The 16,416-nt window shown below is 70.9% G+C and carries 10 protein-coding genes and 1 pseudogene; 8 read left to right on the plus strand and 3 right to left on the minus strand.

The window, feature by feature from the left end; genetic code table 11:
- Window positions 1-88: 88 nt before the first annotated feature.
- The 8 genes and pseudogenes from OG588_RS36695 to OG588_RS36730 form a co-directional block, all read left to right on the plus strand.
- Window positions 89-766, plus strand: a complete 678-nt coding sequence (locus tag OG588_RS36695; RefSeq protein ID WP_363101542.1) for a response regulator — start codon at window positions 89-91, stop codon at window positions 764-766.
- A 123-nt stretch (window positions 767-889) separates the two neighbouring features.
- A complete protein-coding gene (locus OG588_RS36700) occupies window positions 890-3,610 on the plus strand; it encodes a DNA translocase FtsK (protein WP_405950974.1) in 2,721 nt (906 codons plus the stop codon).
- 265 nt (window positions 3,611-3,875) lie between these two features.
- The gene (locus OG588_RS36705; protein ID WP_393050428.1) at window positions 3,876-4,733 is read left to right on the plus strand and encodes a helix-turn-helix domain-containing protein; all 858 of its coding nucleotides are present in this window, start codon (window positions 3,876-3,878) and stop codon (window positions 4,731-4,733) included.
- A 110-nt stretch (window positions 4,734-4,843) separates the two neighbouring features.
- Window positions 4,844-6,316, plus strand: coding sequence for a 30S ribosomal protein S12 methylthiotransferase RimO (gene rimO, locus OG588_RS36710; protein WP_405950975.1), 1,473 nt, complete (start codon window positions 4,844-4,846; stop codon window positions 6,314-6,316).
- Window positions 6,313-7,218: a CDP-diacylglycerol--glycerol-3-phosphate 3-phosphatidyltransferase gene (gene pgsA, locus OG588_RS36715; RefSeq protein ID WP_405950976.1), complete on the plus strand. Its 906-nt coding sequence runs from the start codon at window positions 6,313-6,315 to the stop codon at window positions 7,216-7,218. The genes rimO and pgsA overlap by 4 nt, the downstream gene beginning before the upstream one ends.
- Complete coding sequence (locus OG588_RS36720) at window positions 7,215-7,760, plus strand: CinA family protein (protein WP_405950977.1); 546 nt, start codon at window positions 7,215-7,217, stop codon at window positions 7,758-7,760. Before pgsA ends, OG588_RS36720 begins: the two co-directional genes overlap by 4 nt.
- Window positions 7,761-7,869: 109 nt before the next feature.
- Entirely contained in the window at window positions 7,870-8,244 is a 375-nt protein-coding gene (locus tag OG588_RS36725) for a helix-turn-helix domain-containing protein (RefSeq protein ID WP_019060943.1), read from the plus strand.
- A 331-nt stretch (window positions 8,245-8,575) separates the two neighbouring features.
- A pseudogene (locus OG588_RS36730) lies at window positions 8,576-8,809 on the plus strand (hypothetical protein); the annotation flags it as partial.
- Window positions 8,810-9,011: 202 nt separating this feature from the next.
- Here the strand turns inward: OG588_RS36730 and OG588_RS36735 are convergent.
- The 3 genes from OG588_RS36735 to OG588_RS36745 form a co-directional block, all read right to left on the minus strand.
- Window positions 9,012-9,776, minus strand: a complete 765-nt coding sequence (locus OG588_RS36735; RefSeq protein ID WP_405950978.1) for an SDR family NAD(P)-dependent oxidoreductase — start codon at window positions 9,774-9,776, stop codon at window positions 9,012-9,014.
- Between the two features lie 32 nt (window positions 9,777-9,808).
- The gene (locus tag OG588_RS36740; protein WP_405950979.1) at window positions 9,809-10,720 is read right to left on the minus strand and encodes an Fpg/Nei family DNA glycosylase; all 912 of its coding nucleotides are present in this window, start codon (window positions 10,718-10,720) and stop codon (window positions 9,809-9,811) included.
- Window positions 10,721-11,076: 356 nt separating this feature from the next.
- Window positions 11,077-16,308, minus strand: coding sequence for an ATP-dependent helicase (locus OG588_RS36745; RefSeq protein ID WP_405950980.1), 5,232 nt, complete (start codon window positions 16,306-16,308; stop codon window positions 11,077-11,079).
- Between the last annotated feature and the right edge of the window lie 108 nt (window positions 16,309-16,416).

Raw genomic sequence — 16,416 nt, forward strand, 5'->3', positions numbered from 1 at the left:
TACCATGACCGGCACAAGGACGGACGGCGCAAGAGAGTCGTCCCCTGGGGCGGCGCCCGGTGCACATCCGGGGCGAGGAGGGCGGGCCATGGTGCAGAAGGCCAAGATCCTCCTGGTCGATGACCGGCCGGAGAATCTGCTGGCGCTGGAGGCCATCCTCTCTGCGCTCGATCAGACACTGGTTCGGGCATCGTCCGGGGAGGAAGCGCTCAAAGCACTGCTGACGGACGACTTCGCGGTCATTCTGCTGGACGTCCAGATGCCGGGCATGGACGGTTTCGAAACCGCCGCGCACATCAAGCGACGGGAGCGGACCCGGGACATCCCGATCATCTTCCTCACCGCGATCAACCACGGCCCGCACCACACCTTCCGGGGTTACGCGGCGGGCGCGGTCGACTACATCTCCAAGCCGTTCGACCCATGGGTGCTGCGCGCGAAGGTCTCGGTCTTCGTCGAGCTCTACATGAAGAACTGCCAACTGCGGGAGCAGGCGGCCCTGCTGCGGCTCCAGTTGGACGGCAAGCCCGCGGTCGGGGCGGCCAAGGAACCGGCCGGACTGCTCGCCGAGCTGTCGGCGCGGCTCGCGGCCGTCGAGGAGCAGGCGGAGGCGCTGTCCAAGCAGCTCGACGACGAGTCGGCTGACGCGGCGGCCGTAGCGACCGCAGCTCATCTCGAACGCAAACTCACCGGGCTGCGCAGGGCACTCGACGCCCTGGAGCCAGGTACGGGCAGCGGAGCGCCTTCGGTCCCGTCGCAGAACTGACGTCCGCCGCGGGCGCAGTTGTGCGTGAGCGGGCGTCAGTTCCCCGTTCCGCACGGGCGACACGAACGGGTGAAGCAGCGGACGCACGTGTCCCCTGCCGTCTCCACAGGTAACCTCACACCTATGGCCTCACGTCCCTCCGCAGCCAAGAAGCAGCCCGCCAAGAGGGCTGCTCCGGCGAAGGCTCCGGCGAAGAAGGCCGCTGCGAAAAGGGCCCCGGCGAAGAAGGCGGTCGCCAAGAAGGCCGCACGCCCGGCGCCCAAGCCGGCTCCCAGCCCCACCGGGGGCATCGTCAAGCTCGTGCGCGCCGTCTGGCTCGGCACCGCGCACGCCGTCGGCGCCGTGTTCCGCGGCATAGGGCAGGGCGCGAAGAACTTGGACCCGGCCCACCGCAAGGACGGCGTCGCGCTGCTGCTGTTCGGCCTCGCGCTGATCGTCGCCGCCGGCACCTGGGCGGACCTGCGCGGCCCGGTCGGCGACCTCGTCGAGATCCTGGTGACCGGCGCCTTCGGCCGCCTCGACCTGCTCGTGCCGATACTGCTCGCGGTGATCGCCGTGCGCTTCATCCGGCACCCCGAGAAGCCCGAGGCCAACGGCCGCATCGTGATCGGTCTCTCCGCGCTCGTCATCGGCGTGCTCGGCCAGGTCCACATCGCCTGCGGCGCGCCCGCGCGCAGCGACGGAATGCAGGCCATAAGGGACGCCGGCGGCCTCATCGGCTGGGGCGTGGCGACCCCGCTGACGTACACCATGGGCGAGGTCCTCGCCGTACCCCTCCTCGTGCTGCTCACGGTCTTCGGGCTGCTGGTCGTCACGGCCACGCCCGTCAACGCGATCCCCCAGCGCCTGCGGCTGCTCGGGGTCAAGCTCGGCATCGTCCACGACTTCGACGACGAGGACGAGTTCGGCGAGGACGACGAGCGCTACGACGAGCAGTGGCGCGAGGCGCTGCCCGCGCGCGTCCGTAAGCGCGGGAGCGCCCCGGAGGCGTACGACCCCGACAGCGCGGAGCAGGACGCCCTCTCCAAGCGCCGGAGCCGCCCCAGGCGCTCCGCGGTGCCCCAGCCCGACATGCACCGCCCCATGGACGCCGTGGACGTCGCGGCGGCCGCCGCAGCGGCCCTCGACGGGGCCGTCCTGCACGGCATGCCGCCCTCGCCGATCGTCGCCGACCTCACTCAGGGCGTACGGGTCGGGGGAGACCGCGAGGACACGACCCCGACGCCCGTCCCGGCCCCTGCCGCGCGCCCCAAGCAGGAGAAGCTCAGGGCCGAGCCGGTCGGGCGCGTCGTGGCGGACCTGACCAAGGCGCCCCCGGAGGAGATGCGCGACTTGCCGCCGCGGGCCGAGCAGCTCCAGCTGTCCGGCGACATCACGTACTCCCTCCCGTCGCTCGACCTCCTGGAGCGCGGCGGCCCCGGCAAGACACGCAGCGCCGCCAACGACATCGTCGTCGCCTCCCTCCAGAACGTCTTCATGGAGTTCAAGGTCGATGCCTCGGTCACCGGCTTCACGCGCGGGCCGACGGTCACGCGCTACGAGGTCGAGCTGGGCCCCGCCGTCAAGGTCGAGCGGATCACCGCGCTCACCAAGAACATCGCCTACGCCGTCGCCAGCCCCGATGTGCGGATCATCAGCCCGATCCCCGGCAAGTCGGCGGTCGGTATCGAGATCCCGAACACCGACCGCGAGATGGTCAACCTGGGCGACGTACTGCGCCTCGCGGACGCGGCCGAGGACGACCACCCGATGCTGGTGGCGCTCGGCAAGGACGTCGAGGGCGGCTACGTGATGGCCAACCTGGCGAAGATGCCGCACGTCCTGGTCGCCGGAGCCACCGGTTCCGGTAAGTCGTCATGCATCAACTGCCTGATCACGTCCGTGATGGTGCGCGCGACCCCCGAGGACGTGCGCATGGTCCTCGTCGACCCCAAGCGCGTCGAACTGACCGCCTACGAAGGCATTCCGCACCTGATCACGCCCATCATCACCAACCCGAAGAGGGCCGCCGAGGCGCTCCAGTGGGTCGTACGTGAGATGGACCTCAGGTATGACGACCTCGCGGCCTTCGGGTACCGGCACATCGACGACTTCAACCAGGCCATCCGCGACGGCAAACTGAAGACTCCGGAGGGCAGCGAGCGGGAGCTCAAGACCTATCCGTATCTCCTGGTGATCGTCGACGAGCTCGCCGACCTGATGATGGTCGCGCCCCGGGACGTCGAGGACTCCATCGTGCGCATCACGCAGCTCGCGCGCGCGGCCGGCATCCACCTGGTGCTCGCGACGCAGCGGCCGTCCGTAGACGTCGTCACCGGTCTGATCAAGGCGAACGTGCCCTCCAGGCTCGCGTTCGCCACCTCCTCGCTCGCCGACTCCCGGGTCATCCTCGACCAGCCGGGCGCCGAGAAACTGATCGGTAAGGGAGACGGGCTGTTCCTGCCGATGGGGGCGAACAAGCCGACCCGTATGCAGGGCGCCTTCGTCACCGAGGGCGAGGTCGCGGCGATCGTCCAGCACTGCAAGGACCAGATGGCGCCGGTCTTCCGGGACGACGTCACCGTGGGCAGCAAGCAGAAGAAGGAGATCGACGAGGAGATCGGCGACGACCTCGACCTGCTGTGCCAGGCGGCCGAGCTGGTCGTGTCCACGCAGTTCGGGTCCACCTCGATGCTCCAACGCAAGCTGCGCGTCGGCTTCGCCAAGGCCGGGCGGCTCATGGACCTCATGGAGTCCCGGGGCATCGTCGGACCTAGCGAGGGATCCAAGGCGCGTGACGTTCTTGTGAAGGCTGACGAGCTGGACGGCGTGCTCGCGGTGATCCGCGGGGAGTCTGAAGGGTAGGCGTCCGCCGGAAGGGTCCGCCGAAAGGATGGGACCGTGATCCACCCGTTAGAGATCGTCGGGCAACCGTTTCCCTTTGCCGTACGTCAAGTTGAGCGAGAAGACAGATGGGGCTCCCACCATGGGGTCCGTGTCTGGCCCGCCATCAGGCCGTCCGGCCATACCGATGGCGTACAAAGTCCTACCGCCCGGTTGCCCCACCCTTCGGTACCCCCCCTAGACTGAATTTCCAGCACAGGCGGCTACACGCTCGAAAGGCGCCCCCGTGTCCATCGGCAACTCCCCTGAAGACGAGCGTCCGTTCGAAGACGGTCGCTCCGAAGAGGGTCATGAGGAAGAAGCCCGCCCTTCCGTCGGCCGAGCCCTGCAGCAGGCACGTATCGCCGCCGGGCTGACCGTCGACGACGTCAGCAGTGCCACCCGGGTCCGCATCGCCATCGTGCACGCCATCGAGGCCGACGACTTCACGCCCTGCGGCGGTGACGTCTACGCCCGCGGGCACATCAGGACCCTCGCCAGGGCCGTCCATATCGATCCCGCACCGCTCCTCGCGCGCTACGACGACGACCACGGCGGGCGCCCGGCCCCGACGCCGGCCGCGCCCCTCTTCGAGGCGGAACGTATCCGTCCCGAGCGGCGGGGCCCCAACTGGACCGCGGCCATGGTCGCCGCGATCGTCGCCGTCGTCGGCTTCGTCGGGTTCACGGCGTTCAAGGGCGGCGACAGCGACAGTGACGCCACGTCGGTCGCCCAGGGAGCCTCGCCCAGCACCAGCAAGCCCGCCAAGCCGACGCCTTCGCACACCGACTCCGCCACGCCCAAGTCCGACCCTTCCGACAGCGCCATCGCCGCCGCGCCGCAGGACAAGGTGACGGTCCAGGTGAGCGCGGTCGACGGCCGCAGCTGGATCTCCGCCAAGGACCACAACGGCCGGATGCTCTTCGACGGACTTCTTAAGAAGGGCGAGTCCAAGACCTTCCAGGACAGCTCGAAGGTCAACCTGATCCTCGGCGACGCCGGGGCGATCCAGCTCTACGTCAACGGCAAGAAGATCGAGGACGACTTCCAGCCCGGAGCGGTCGAGCGGCTCACGTACACGAAGGGCGACCCCGAGGTCGGTTAAGACCTTGAGGCCGGTCAAGCGTCCGGCGGGGTGGTTGTTCCAAGGGGTTGGCCAAGATCGGCCAACCCCTTCGACGTGGGGTGTCAGTGGGAACAAGTAGTCTTGAGCCCATGCCTGAACGCCGTACCGTCGCACTCGTCACTCTTGGCTGCGCCCGTAACGAGGTGGACTCGGAGGAGCTCGCAGGCCGCTTGGAGGCGGACGGCTGGCAACTCGTGGAGGACGCCGAGGATGCGGACGTCGCCGTCGTCAACACCTGTGGCTTCGTCGAGGCCGCCAAGAAGGACTCCGTCGACGCCCTCCTCGAAGCCAACGACCTCAAGGGTCATGGCAGAACGCAGGCCGTCGTGGCGGTGGGCTGCATGGCCGAGCGGTACGGCAAGGAGCTCGCCGAGGCGCTGCCCGAGGCCGACGGAGTGCTCGGCTTCGACGACTACGCCGACATCTCCGACCGCCTGCAGACCATCCTGAACGGCGGCATCCACGCCTCGCACACCCCGCGCGACCGCCGCAAGCTGCTGCCGATCAGCCCTGCCGACCGGCAGGAGTCCGCCGCCGAGGTCGCGCTGCCCGGCCACGGCCCGGTCGACCTCCCGGACGGCCTCGCGCCCGCCTCGGGCCCCCGCGCGCCTCTGCGCCGCCGCCTGGACGGCTCCCCGGTCGCCTCGGTGAAGCTCGCCTCCGGCTGCGACCGGCGCTGCTCCTTCTGCGCCATCCCGTCCTTCCGTGGCTCCTTCATCTCCCGCCGCCCGAGCGACGTACTGAACGAGACCCGCTGGCTGGCCGAGCAGGGCGTCAAGGAGGTCATGCTGGTCTCCGAGAACAACACGTCCTACGGCAAGGACCTGGGCGATATCCGCCTCCTGGAGACGCTGCTGCCCGAGCTGGCGGACATCGACGGCCTGGAGCGTGTGCGGGTCAGCTACCTCCAGCCCGCCGAGATGCGCCCCGGGCTCATCGACGTGCTCACCTCCACGCCGAAGATCGCGCCCTACTTCGACCTGTCCTTCCAGCACTCCGCGCCCGACGTGCTGCGCTCCATGCGTCGCTTCGGCGACACCGACCGCTTCCTCGAACTGCTCGACACCATTCGCTCCAAGGCCCCGCAGGCCGGCGTGCGCTCGAACTTCATCGTCGGCTTCCCCGGCGAGACCGAGGCCGACCTCGCCGAGCTGGAGCGCTTCCTGAACGGCGCGCGTCTGGACGCCATCGGTGTCTTCGGTTACTCCGACGAGGAGGGCACGGAGGCGGCGACGTACGACAAGAAGCTCGACCAGGACGTCGTGGACAAGCGGCTCGCGCACATCTCGCGGCTCGCCGAGGAACTCGTCTCGCAGCGTGCCGAGGAGCGCGTCGGCGAGACCGTGCACGTGCTGGTCGAGTCGGTGGACTCCGAGGACGGCGCCTACGGCCGCGGCGAGCACCAGGCGCCCGAGACGGACGGCCAGGTGCTGCTCACGAGCGGCGAAGGCCTGAGCGTCGGCCGTATGGTCGAGGCGAAGGTGGTCGGTACGGAAGGTGTCGACCTGGTGGCCGAGCCGCTCCTGGGCTCGCTCGCGTGTAGTGAGGAGGCGGGCAGATGACCGGAGTCCCGGCATCGGCGGCGGGCGGCACCTCCAGCGCGAGCGGCGCGCCCGCGAGCGCGGGTTCCGGTGCGGCCTCCGGTGGCGCCTCTTCCGGCGCGATGTCGGGCAGTGTCTCCGGTGGCGCCTCCTCCGGGGGTGCTTCGACGGGTGGTGGCTCGGTCGGTAGTGCCTCGCTTGACAGTACTTCGGTCGGTAGTGCTTCGGTCGGTAGTGCTTCGGTCGGTAGTGCCTCGTCCGATGTTGTCGAGGCCGGTCTGCCCGGTGGTCCGAGGCCGGCGCGCGGTGCGAAGGTCGTGGCCGCTGCCGTCAACCAGGCGAGCGTCTGGAACATCGCCAACTTCCTGACCATGCTCCGGCTGCTCCTCGTCCCCGGCTTCGTCGCCCTGATGCTGGCCGACGGCGGGTACGACCCGGCGATGCGCTCGTTCGCCTGGGCGGCGTTCGCCATCGCCATGATCACCGACCTGTTCGACGGCCATCTGGCGCGCACATACGACCTCGTCACCGACTTCGGGAAGATCGCCGACCCCATCGCCGACAAGGCGATCATGGGCGCGGCGCTGATCTGTCTGTCCTCGCTCGGCGATCTGCCGTGGTGGGTGACCGTCGTCATCCTCGGCCGGGAACTCGGGATCACGCTGCTGCGTTTTGTTGTCATCCGGTACGGCGTCATTCCCGCGTCGCGCGGCGGCAAGCTGAAGACGCTCATCCAGGGCGTGGCCGTAGGGATGTATGTACTGGCGCTGACGGGCTGGCTCGCCACTCTGCGGTTCTGGGTGATGGCGGCGGCGGTCGTTCTGACCGTGCTGACCGGGCTCGACTACGTGAGACAGGCCATTGTGCTGCGCAGGCAGGGAATCGCCGAGCGCAGGGCGGCGGCGGAGGAGACGGAAGCGTGAGTTCCACGGCCACTGAAGTGGTGCGACTACTGAAGGTGAGCGGTGCGACGCTCGCTGTCGCCGAGTCGCTCACCGGTGGCCTGGTTGCGGCGGAGATCACATCGGTGCCCGGAGCGTCCAAGGCCTTCCGGGGTTCGGTCACCGCCTATGCCACCGAGCTGAAGCACGAACTGCTCGGTGTCGATGCCGCCCTGCTGGCCGAGCGGGGAGCCGTAGATGCGCAGGTCGCGGCCCAGATGGCGGCCGGTGTGCGGAAGGCGTTGGGCGCCGACTGGGGCATCGCGACCACCGGCGTGGCGGGCCCGGAGCCGCAGGACGGACAGCCCGTGGGTACGGTCTTCGTGGCCGTGGACGGGCCCTTCGGACCGGATTCGGGTGCCGCCGGTGGCGGGAAAGTGGCCGCGCTGCGGTTGAACGGCGGCCGGGCGGAAATTCGTAGAGAGAGTGTACGGAGCGTACTCGCGCTGCTTCTGGAGCGGCTCGTGAGCGAACAGACCGGGAATGAGCGGACACAGGATACGGAACAGAACGGGGGGTTTTGATGTTTGCAGCCCTGAGTGAACACGACATCGCTCCCCGCACGGCCGCGGCGCAAGGCGGTACGGTGGGGCGAGAAGGATGCGGCTACGCGGTCCGAGGAGGGAGCCACCGATGATTCTGCTCCGTCGCCTGCTTGGTGACGTGCTGCGTCGGCAGCGCCAGCGCCAGGGCCGTACTCTGCGCGAAGTCTCCTCGTCCGCCCGAGTCTCACTCGGCTATCTCTCCGAGGTGGAGCGGGGGCAGAAGGAGGCTTCCTCTGAACTGCTCTCCGCCATCTGCGACGCGTTGGACGTACGGATGTCCGAGCTCATGCGGGAAGTGAGCGACGAGCTCGCTCTCGCCGAGCTGGCCCAGTCTGCTGCGGCCACCGGTTCTGTGCCCACGTCGGTACGTCCGATGCTGGGTTCCGTGTCGGTGACCGGTGTGCCACCGGAACGGGTGACGATCAAGGCCCCCGCCGAGGCGGTGGACGTGGTCGCCGCGTGACGTTCACGCTGGTGTAGACCGATGAGGCGCTGACCGGCCTCAACGATGTGTGCGAAGCCCCGGCCGGGGCTTCTCCAGGGAGACCTGGGGAGGTGTGGCCGGGGTTTTTCGCGTTGTCGTCCTTGTGTGTTGTTGTCCTTTCGCGTGGGGACGGGGGCGGTGACGGGAGGTCTGGCAGGTGCCTGTACGGCCTGCGCGGTCCGTTTGCCGGTGTGGGCCGGTGCGGTCATGGTTGAGGCGAGTGGTGCGGCGAGTGGTGCGTCCGTGTGCCGTCGATGCGCCCTCTTTGCGGGTGACCGTGACGATCTAGCGTCGGGCTGGAGGTGGGGCCATGGCGGTGCGAATAGCGCGCTGGGGGCTCGCGCTGGGGCTCGGTGCGGTGTGGTGGTGGGCCGTACTGCGGCTCGCGCTGACGCCGCACGCGGGGGCGCTGGAGGGGGCCGTGGCCGCCGGGGGTTGGGGGTTGAGCTTGCTTCCGGTGCACTGCATGCCGAAGGCGCGGGCGGCGGGGGCTGTGGCTGCGGGGCGGTGGAGAGCGGCTTGGCGGGCGTCGGGGGCGCCGGGCGTTCCGGGCGCCGGGATATCGACGGTCGCTGGGGTGTCGCCGTACGTCGGCGTGATGGTCGCTGGGGTGCCGACCGACCCCGGTGTGACGGAGGCTGGGGTGTGGCCGGTGGACGGGCCATTGCCGGGCACCGGACCGTTGCCGGGCGCCTGGCCGACGTCGGCCATCGGAGCACCGCCGGGCGTCGAGTCGATGCCACCAGCTACCAAGGCATCGCCACGCCGCCGTTCGGACGGAGGATCTGGCCCGTCGTGAACGACGACGCGTCCGACGCCAGATGCAGCACCGCGTGGGCGATGTCCTCCGGCTCACCTACCCGGCCCAACGGCGACAGTCGGACCATCAGCGCCTCGGTACGGGCCTGCGCCTCGCCCTCGTGGTGGTCGGTCATGGGCGTGCGGATCCAGCCCGGAGCGACCGCGTTGACGCGGATGCCGTGCCGGCCCAGCTCGGTCGCCAGCGTTTTCGTCAGCTGGACGACGGCCGCTTTCGCCGCGCTGTAGCAGAGCAGCCCGGCTCCTCCGGTGTCGATCGCGCCGGACGCCATGGTGACGATGCTGCCGGGGGTGCCGCGGTCGAGCATCAGTCGGGCCGCCTCCTGGCAGGCGTAGAGGACGCCCTTGAAGTTGACGTTCAGTACCCGGTCGAGATCCTCGTCCCGGGTCTCCAGGACGGTGCTGCTGTGCATGATCCCGGCAACCGCGGCCATCACGTGCAGCTCCTCGCAGGAGTCCACGGCCTGCTTCAGTTGGGCGCGATCCGTGACGTCGAGGCGGTGGGTGCGGGCGGTGCCGCCCGTGTCCTTGATCAGGGTCGCCGTCTCATGCAGGCCCTGCGCGTCGCGGTCGGCGCAGTGCACAGTGGCGCCCGCCTCGGCGAGCAGTACGGCGGATGCGCGGCCGATTCCGCTGGCGGCGCCGGTGACGAAAGCGGTGCGTCCGGTGAGGTCGTACGCCTTGACGGGCATGAATCGACGGTACGAGGGTTTCTGACGGGTCGTCAATTAGTCGTACGGTGCTGAGTTTTGCGGGGTGGGATGGTGCCCGGCGCCGGGCCTACCTGGCAGGTCGGGCACCAGTAGGTGGGGCGCTCGCGGGAGCCGTCGCCCTGGTCGGCGGTGCGGATGGGGGTGCCGCAGCGGAGGCAGGGGCGGGGGGTACGGCCGTAGACGAAGAGGTCGGGGGTGTGGGGGCGGGGAGCGCCGGGGGTTGGGGTGCTGGGGCTTGTGGTGCGGTTTTGGTTCGGGGAGCTGGCCGTGAGGGTGCTTGTGGTGTTGCGGATGGGGCGGTCGCGGTTGGCCTCCAGGAGCAACTTGGCGATGGCGGGGAGCTTCGCGGCGCGGTCGGCGGGGAGTGCGCCGATGGGGAGCCAGGGGGTGGCGCCCAGGAGGAAGCAGAGTTCGCTTTTGTAGATGTTGCCGATGCCGGCCAGGTTGCGCTGGTCGAGCAGGGCCTCGCCGAGGGGGCGGGCGGGGTCTGCGAGGAGGTTGGCGAGGGCCAGCTCCGGGTTCCAGTCGGGGCCCAGGAGGTCGGGGCCGAGGTGGCCCACGGCTCGGTCTTCGTCGGTCGTGCGGAGGAGTTCCAGTACGGGGAGGCGGTAACCGACGGCCGTGCGGTCGGCGGTGCCGAGGATCACGCGGATCTGGTGGGCCGGTCCGCCGCCGCTCCAGCGTTGGCCGTTGGCGTATACCCGCCAGGTGCCGTCCATTCGCAGGTGCGAGTGGAGGGTGAGGCCGCCCTCGACACGGGTCAGCAGGTGTTTGCCCCGAGGTGTGACGTCCAGGACGGTGCGGCCGGTGAGGTCTGCCGTGGCGTATTTGGGCACGCGGAGGTCGCTACGGGTCAGCACCTTGCCCGCGAGGGCCGTGTGGAGGCGCCTCGCGGTCTGCCAGACGGTGTCGCCTTCAGGCATGGGTCAAGGGTGGCATGGGAGGGGGTGGCGCGGGGCTGGTGTGGAGGGGGGTGGGGTGAGGGGCGGCATGGAGGTGAGGAGTGGCATGGGGTGAGGGTGAGGCCGGCGGAGCCGCTGCCACGGCTTCGCCGTCGGCCTTGATGTTTTCCCCACCCGCACCGCCCGTGATGCTTTCGTCGTCGGGTGCGGGTGGCCCCTGTGGGGCGGAATCGCCGTCGGCGGCTGCGGCCAGGGGGCGGGTATGGCTGCGGCGGTCGGTTCGGCTCGGGGGGAGCAGTGGTGCGGGGGCAGGGGTACCTCGAAGTGAGGGGCGGTTCGACCTGGGGGGGCGGACCCCGGAAGGGCGTTGAGCTGGTTCATGCGCGGAGGCGTAGGCCGCGCGGGGTCGCGATGAAGCCCGCTCCTTCCAGGAGGGTGCCGATGGGGGAGGTCAGGGCCGAGGCGCTGTTGACCCGCTCCACCGTGACCGTGCCGAGGGAACCGGCTCGGGCCGCTGCCGCGAGGGCCTCGGCGGCAGCCTGGAGGCGTGGGTCCTCGGTGGCCGTCGTGTCCGGTGCGGAGGGCCAGGCGAGCAGGGTCTTGCCGCCGCGCTCCATGTAGAGGGTCAGCTCACCCTCGACCAGCACTACGAGAGAGCCTGCCTTGCGCCCCGGCTTGTGCCCGGCACCGGTCGGTGGCTCGGGCCAGGGGAGGGCCGCGCCGTATGCGTTCGCGGGGTCGGCGGCGGCCAGGACCACGGCTCGGGTGGAGAGGGCGGGGCGGTGGGCGCGGTGGTTGGCGTAGGGGGAGCTGGTGTTGCCCTGGGGTGGTGGGGCGGGGAAGTCGCGGGGGGAGATGTAGTCGCCCGGGGACGGGGGGTGGGAGGTGGGGGTGTGGTGGTGCCGGGAGGTGGCGGCGCCCGGATTTGCGGGGCCGTTGTCCAGTGAGTCCAGGCTGTCGAGGTCGTCGAAGTCGGTGAACGGGCCGAAAGCGTCGGCGAAGTCGTGGACTCCGGGGGAGTCGGGTGAGCCCGGGGAGCTGAGCGTTCCGGGGGAGTTGGAGTCGTCGTGTCGGCCGTGGTCGGCAAGGGAGGCGTACTGGGCCTGCCAGTTGTTGTTGTCAGGCGAGTCGTAGGTGGTGCTCGGGGCTCCGAAGGGGGCGGCGGAATCGTTGCCGGAGCCGGAGCCGGAGCCGGAGCCGGAGCCGGAGCCGGAGCCGGAGCCGGAGCCGGAGCCGGAGCCGGAGCCGGAGCCGGAGCCGGAGCCGGAGCCGGAGCCGGAGCCGGAGATCGGTGAGCCGGACGTGGTGAGCGCGCCGAAGCCGTAGGGGTCGTTGTCCGTGGGGGCCGGACTGGGCAGGTCGTCGCCCCGGTCGCGGGCGTTGGCGACCGCGCGGAGGCGGTCCACCGCGCCGTCCATCGCGAACTGGGCCGCGCCGAGGCCCTCCACGACATAGCCGCGCCGTGCCTGGCCGCTGTCCTCGAAGGCGGACAGGACGCGGTACGTCGCCGAGAAGCCGCCCTCGACACCCTCCGCGGCGACCGCTCCCCGGGTCACCACGCCGTGTCGGTCGAGCAGGGTGCGGGCCAGGGCGTGGGCGCGCACGGTGGGGTCCGGTTCGTGGGCGGGGAGCAGGGACCAGCGGCCCGCGACGGTCGGCGGACCCGTGCGGGAGGCGGGGCGCGCGGCGGCGGTGAGGGAGCCGTAGCGCCCGCGCGGGACCGTGCGTTTGGCGCGGTGGGCCGTGGAACCTGCCGTACGGCCGGAGCCCAGCAGCGAACGCATGGGGGCGAGCGTGTCGTTCGTGAGTCGGCCGGACCAGGCCAGGTCCCATACGGCGTCGGCCAGTTGGGGATCGGTGACGTCGGGGTGGGTGGTCGCGCGGATCTGGTCGGTGATCTGGCGGAAGAAGAGGCCGTATCCGCCGGAGAGGGTGTCCAGGACCGACTGGTGCAGTGCCGTGAGTTCTAGGGGGTGTGGTGGCGGGAGGAGCAGGGGGGCCGCGTCCGCCAGGTACAGGGAGACCCAGCCGTCCTTGCCGGGGAGGGAGCCCGCGCCCGCCCACACCAGCTCGCCGGCGGAGGTGAGTTCGTCGAGCATCGCGGGTGCGTAGTTCGCCACGCGGGACGGCAGGACGAGCTTCTCCAGGGCGGACGCGGGCACGGAGGCGCCCTGCAACTGCTCGACGGCGCGCACCAGTCCGTCGATGCCGCGCAGTCCGTGGCCCTTGCCGATGTGCTGCCACTGGGGGAGGAACTGCGCCAGCGCGGCCGGTGGTACCGGCTCCAACTCATGCCGCAGCGCGGCCAGGGAACGGCGGCGCAGGCGGCGCAGCACCGTCGCGTCGCACCACTCCTGACCGATCCCGGCGGGGTGGAACTCCCCTTGTACGACGCGGCCGTTGGCGGCCAGTCGCTGCAACGCGCCGTCGGTGACCGCAACGCCCAGGCCGAAGCGAGCCGCTGCTGTGGCCGACGTGAACGGGCCGTGAGTGCGGGCGTGCCGTGCCAGGAGGTCGCCTAGCGGATCTTTGACCGGCTCGGTGAAGGCCTCCGGAACGCCGACCGGGAGCGCCGTACCGAGGGCGTCGCGCAGTCGGCCAGCGTCCTCGATCGCCGCCCAGTGGTCGGCACCGGCGATACGGACCCGGATCGCGCGGCGGGCCGAAGCCAGGTCCTGGGCCCATTGCGGAGCGGCGCCACGCTCGGCCAACTCGGCGTCGGTGAGCGGGCCGAGCATCCGCAGCAGGTCGGCGACGCCCTCGACGTCCTTGATGCGGCGGTCCTCGGTGAGCCACTGGAGTTCGCGCTCCAGCTCGGTCAGTACCTCGGCGTCGAGGAGTTCGCGCAGCTCCGCCTGGCCGAGCAGCTCGGCCAGCAGGTGGGAGTCCAGGGACAGGGCGGCCGCGCGGCGCTCGGCGAGCGGTGAGTCTCCCTCGTAGAGGAACTGGGCGACGTACCCGAAGAGGAGGGAGCGGGCGAAGGGGGACGGCTCGGGGGTGGTGACCTCCACGAGGCGCACCTTGCGGGACTCCAGGTCGCCCATGAGCTCGGTGAGGCCGGGGACGTCGAAGACGTCCTGGAGGCATTCGCGGACGGCCTCCAGGACGATGGGGAACGAGCCGAACTCGCTGGCCACCTGGAGCAGTTGGGCGGCACGCTGGCGCTGCTGCCACAGCGGGGTGCGCTTGCCGGGGTTGCGGCGCGGCAGCAGCAGCGCGCGGGCGGCGCACTCGCGGAAGCGGGCCGCGAACAGGGCCGAGCCGCCGACCTGGTCGGTGACGAGCTGGTTGACCTCGCCCTTGTCGAAGGCGACGTCGGCGGCGCCTACGGGGGCTTGGTCGGCGTCGTACTCCGTGCCGGCCTTCATGGGCTCCTGGTCGAGCAGGTCCAGGCCCATCAGGTCGGCGTCCGGCAGCCGGAGGACGATGCCGTCGTCGGCGTGCATCACCTGGGCGTCCATGCCGTAGCGCTCGGAGAGGCGGGCGCCGAGCGCGAGGGCCCAGGGGGCGTGGACCTGGGCGCCGAAGGGGGAGTGGATGACCACGCGCCAGTCGCCGAGTTCGTCGCGGAAGCGCTCCACGACGATCGTGCGGTCGTCCGGGATGTGGCCGCAGGCCTCGCGCTGTTCGGCCAGGTACGACAGCACGTTCTCCGCGGCCCAGGCGTCGAGGCCCGCGGCGAGGAGGCGCAGGCGGGCGTCCTCCTTGGGCTGCGAGCCGACCTCGCGGAGGAACGCGCCCACCGCACGGCCCAGTTCGAGCGGACGGCCCAGTTGGTCGCCCTTCCAGAAGGGGAGGCGGCCGGGGACACCCGGGGCGGGGGAGACCAGGACGCGGTCGCGGGTGATGTCCTCGATCCGCCAGGAGCTGGTGCCGAGGGTGAAGACGTCGCCCACCCGGGACTCGTAGACCATCTCCTCGTCCAGCTCGCCGACCCGGCCGCCGCCCTTCTTCGGGTCGGCGCCCGCGAGGAAGACCCCGAAGAGACCGCGGTCGGGGATCGTGCCTCCGGAGGTGACGGCGAGGCGCTGCGCACCGGGGCGGCCGGTGATCGTGCCGGCAATGCGGTCCCACACCACGCGCGGGCGCAGCTCGGCGAACGCGTCGGACGGATAGCGGCCCGCGAGCATGTCGAGCACGGCCATGAACGCCGACTCCGGGAGCGAGGCGAAGGGTGCGGCACGGCGGACCGTGGCGAGCAGGTCGTCGACCTGCCAGGTGTCCAGCGCCGTCATCGCGACGAGTTGCTGGGCGAGGACGTCCAGGGGGTTGGCGGGGACCCTCAGGGACTCGATGGAACCGGTGCGCATCCGCTCGGTGACCACGGCGGCCTGGACGAGGTCACCCCGGTACTTCGGGAAGACCACGCCTGTGGAGACCGCGCCGACCTGGTGTCCCGCGCGGCCCACGCGCTGGAGGCCGGAAGCTACGGAGGGCGGCGACTCCACCTGGATGACGAGATCGACGGCGCCCATGTCGATGCCCAGTTCCAGGCTCGAGGTGGCGACCACTGCGGGGAGTCGGCCCGCCTTGAGGTCCTCCTCGACCTGGGCGCGCTGCTCCTTGGAGACCGAGCCGTGGTGGGCGCGGGCGATGACCGGGGGTGCGCCCTGGGCGGCGCCGGAGCCGCCCATCAGCTCGGCCGGCGCGTGGTGCTCGTCCAGGGGCTCACCGGTCGCGCGCTCGTAGGCGATCTCGTTGAGCCGGTTGCACAGCCGCTCCGCGAGACGGCGGGAGTTGGCGAACACGATCGTTGAACGATGGGACTGGACGAGGTCGGTGATGCGCTCCTCGACATGCGGCCAGATCGAGGGCTTCTCCGCGCCCTCCTTGCCGTCGGCAACCGGGGAGCCACCCAACTCGCCCAGATCCTCGACCGGGACGACCACGGAGAGGTCGAACTCCTTGCCGGACTTCGGCTGGACGATCTCCACCTTGCCGCGCGGTGAGAGATAGCGGGCGACCTCGTCGACCGGGCGCACGGTCGCCGACAGCCCGATACGGCGGGCCGGCTTCGGCAGCAGCTCGTCCAGTCGCTCCAGGGAAAGCGCGAGATGCGCACCCCGCTTGGTGCCCGCGACCGCGTGCACCTCGTCCAGGATCACTGTCTCGATGCCGGTCAGCGCGTCGCGCGTGGCCGATGTCAGCATCAGGAACAGGGACTCCGGGGTGGTGATCAGGATGTCCGGCGGTCGCGTGGACAGCGCGCGGCGCTCGGCGGGCGGGGTGTCGCCGGAGCGGATGCCGACCTTGACCTCGGGCTCGGGCAGGCCCAGGCGGACGGACTCCTGACGGATGCCGGTGAGCGGGGAGCGGAGGTTGCGCTCCACGTCGACCGCGAGGGCCTTGAGTGGAGACACGTACAGGACGCGGCAGCGCTTCTTCGGGTCGGCGGGCGGGGGCGTCGCGGCGAGCTGGTCCAAGGCGGCGAGGAAGGCGGCCAGGGTCTTGCCGGAGCCGGTCGGGGCGACCACCAGCACGTCCGAGCCGTCGCCGATGGCCTGCCACGCGCCCGCCTGGGCCGCGGTGGGCGCGGAGAAGGCCCCCGTGAACCAGCCGCGGGTCGCGGGGGAGAAGCCGTCGAGGGCTCGATGTGCGGAGCTGACCATGCGTCCATCCTGCACCCGACCACTGACAATGCGTCTGACCTGCGGGGATTCCGCGACGGTGGCTCGCGGAATCGTTTCGGTCTTCGTCGGCCGCCATGGCCAGGAATC

The organism is Streptomyces prunicolor (assembly GCF_045162825.1).
Classification (GTDB): Bacteria; Actinomycetota; Actinomycetes; order Streptomycetales; family Streptomycetaceae; genus Streptomyces; species Streptomyces prunicolor.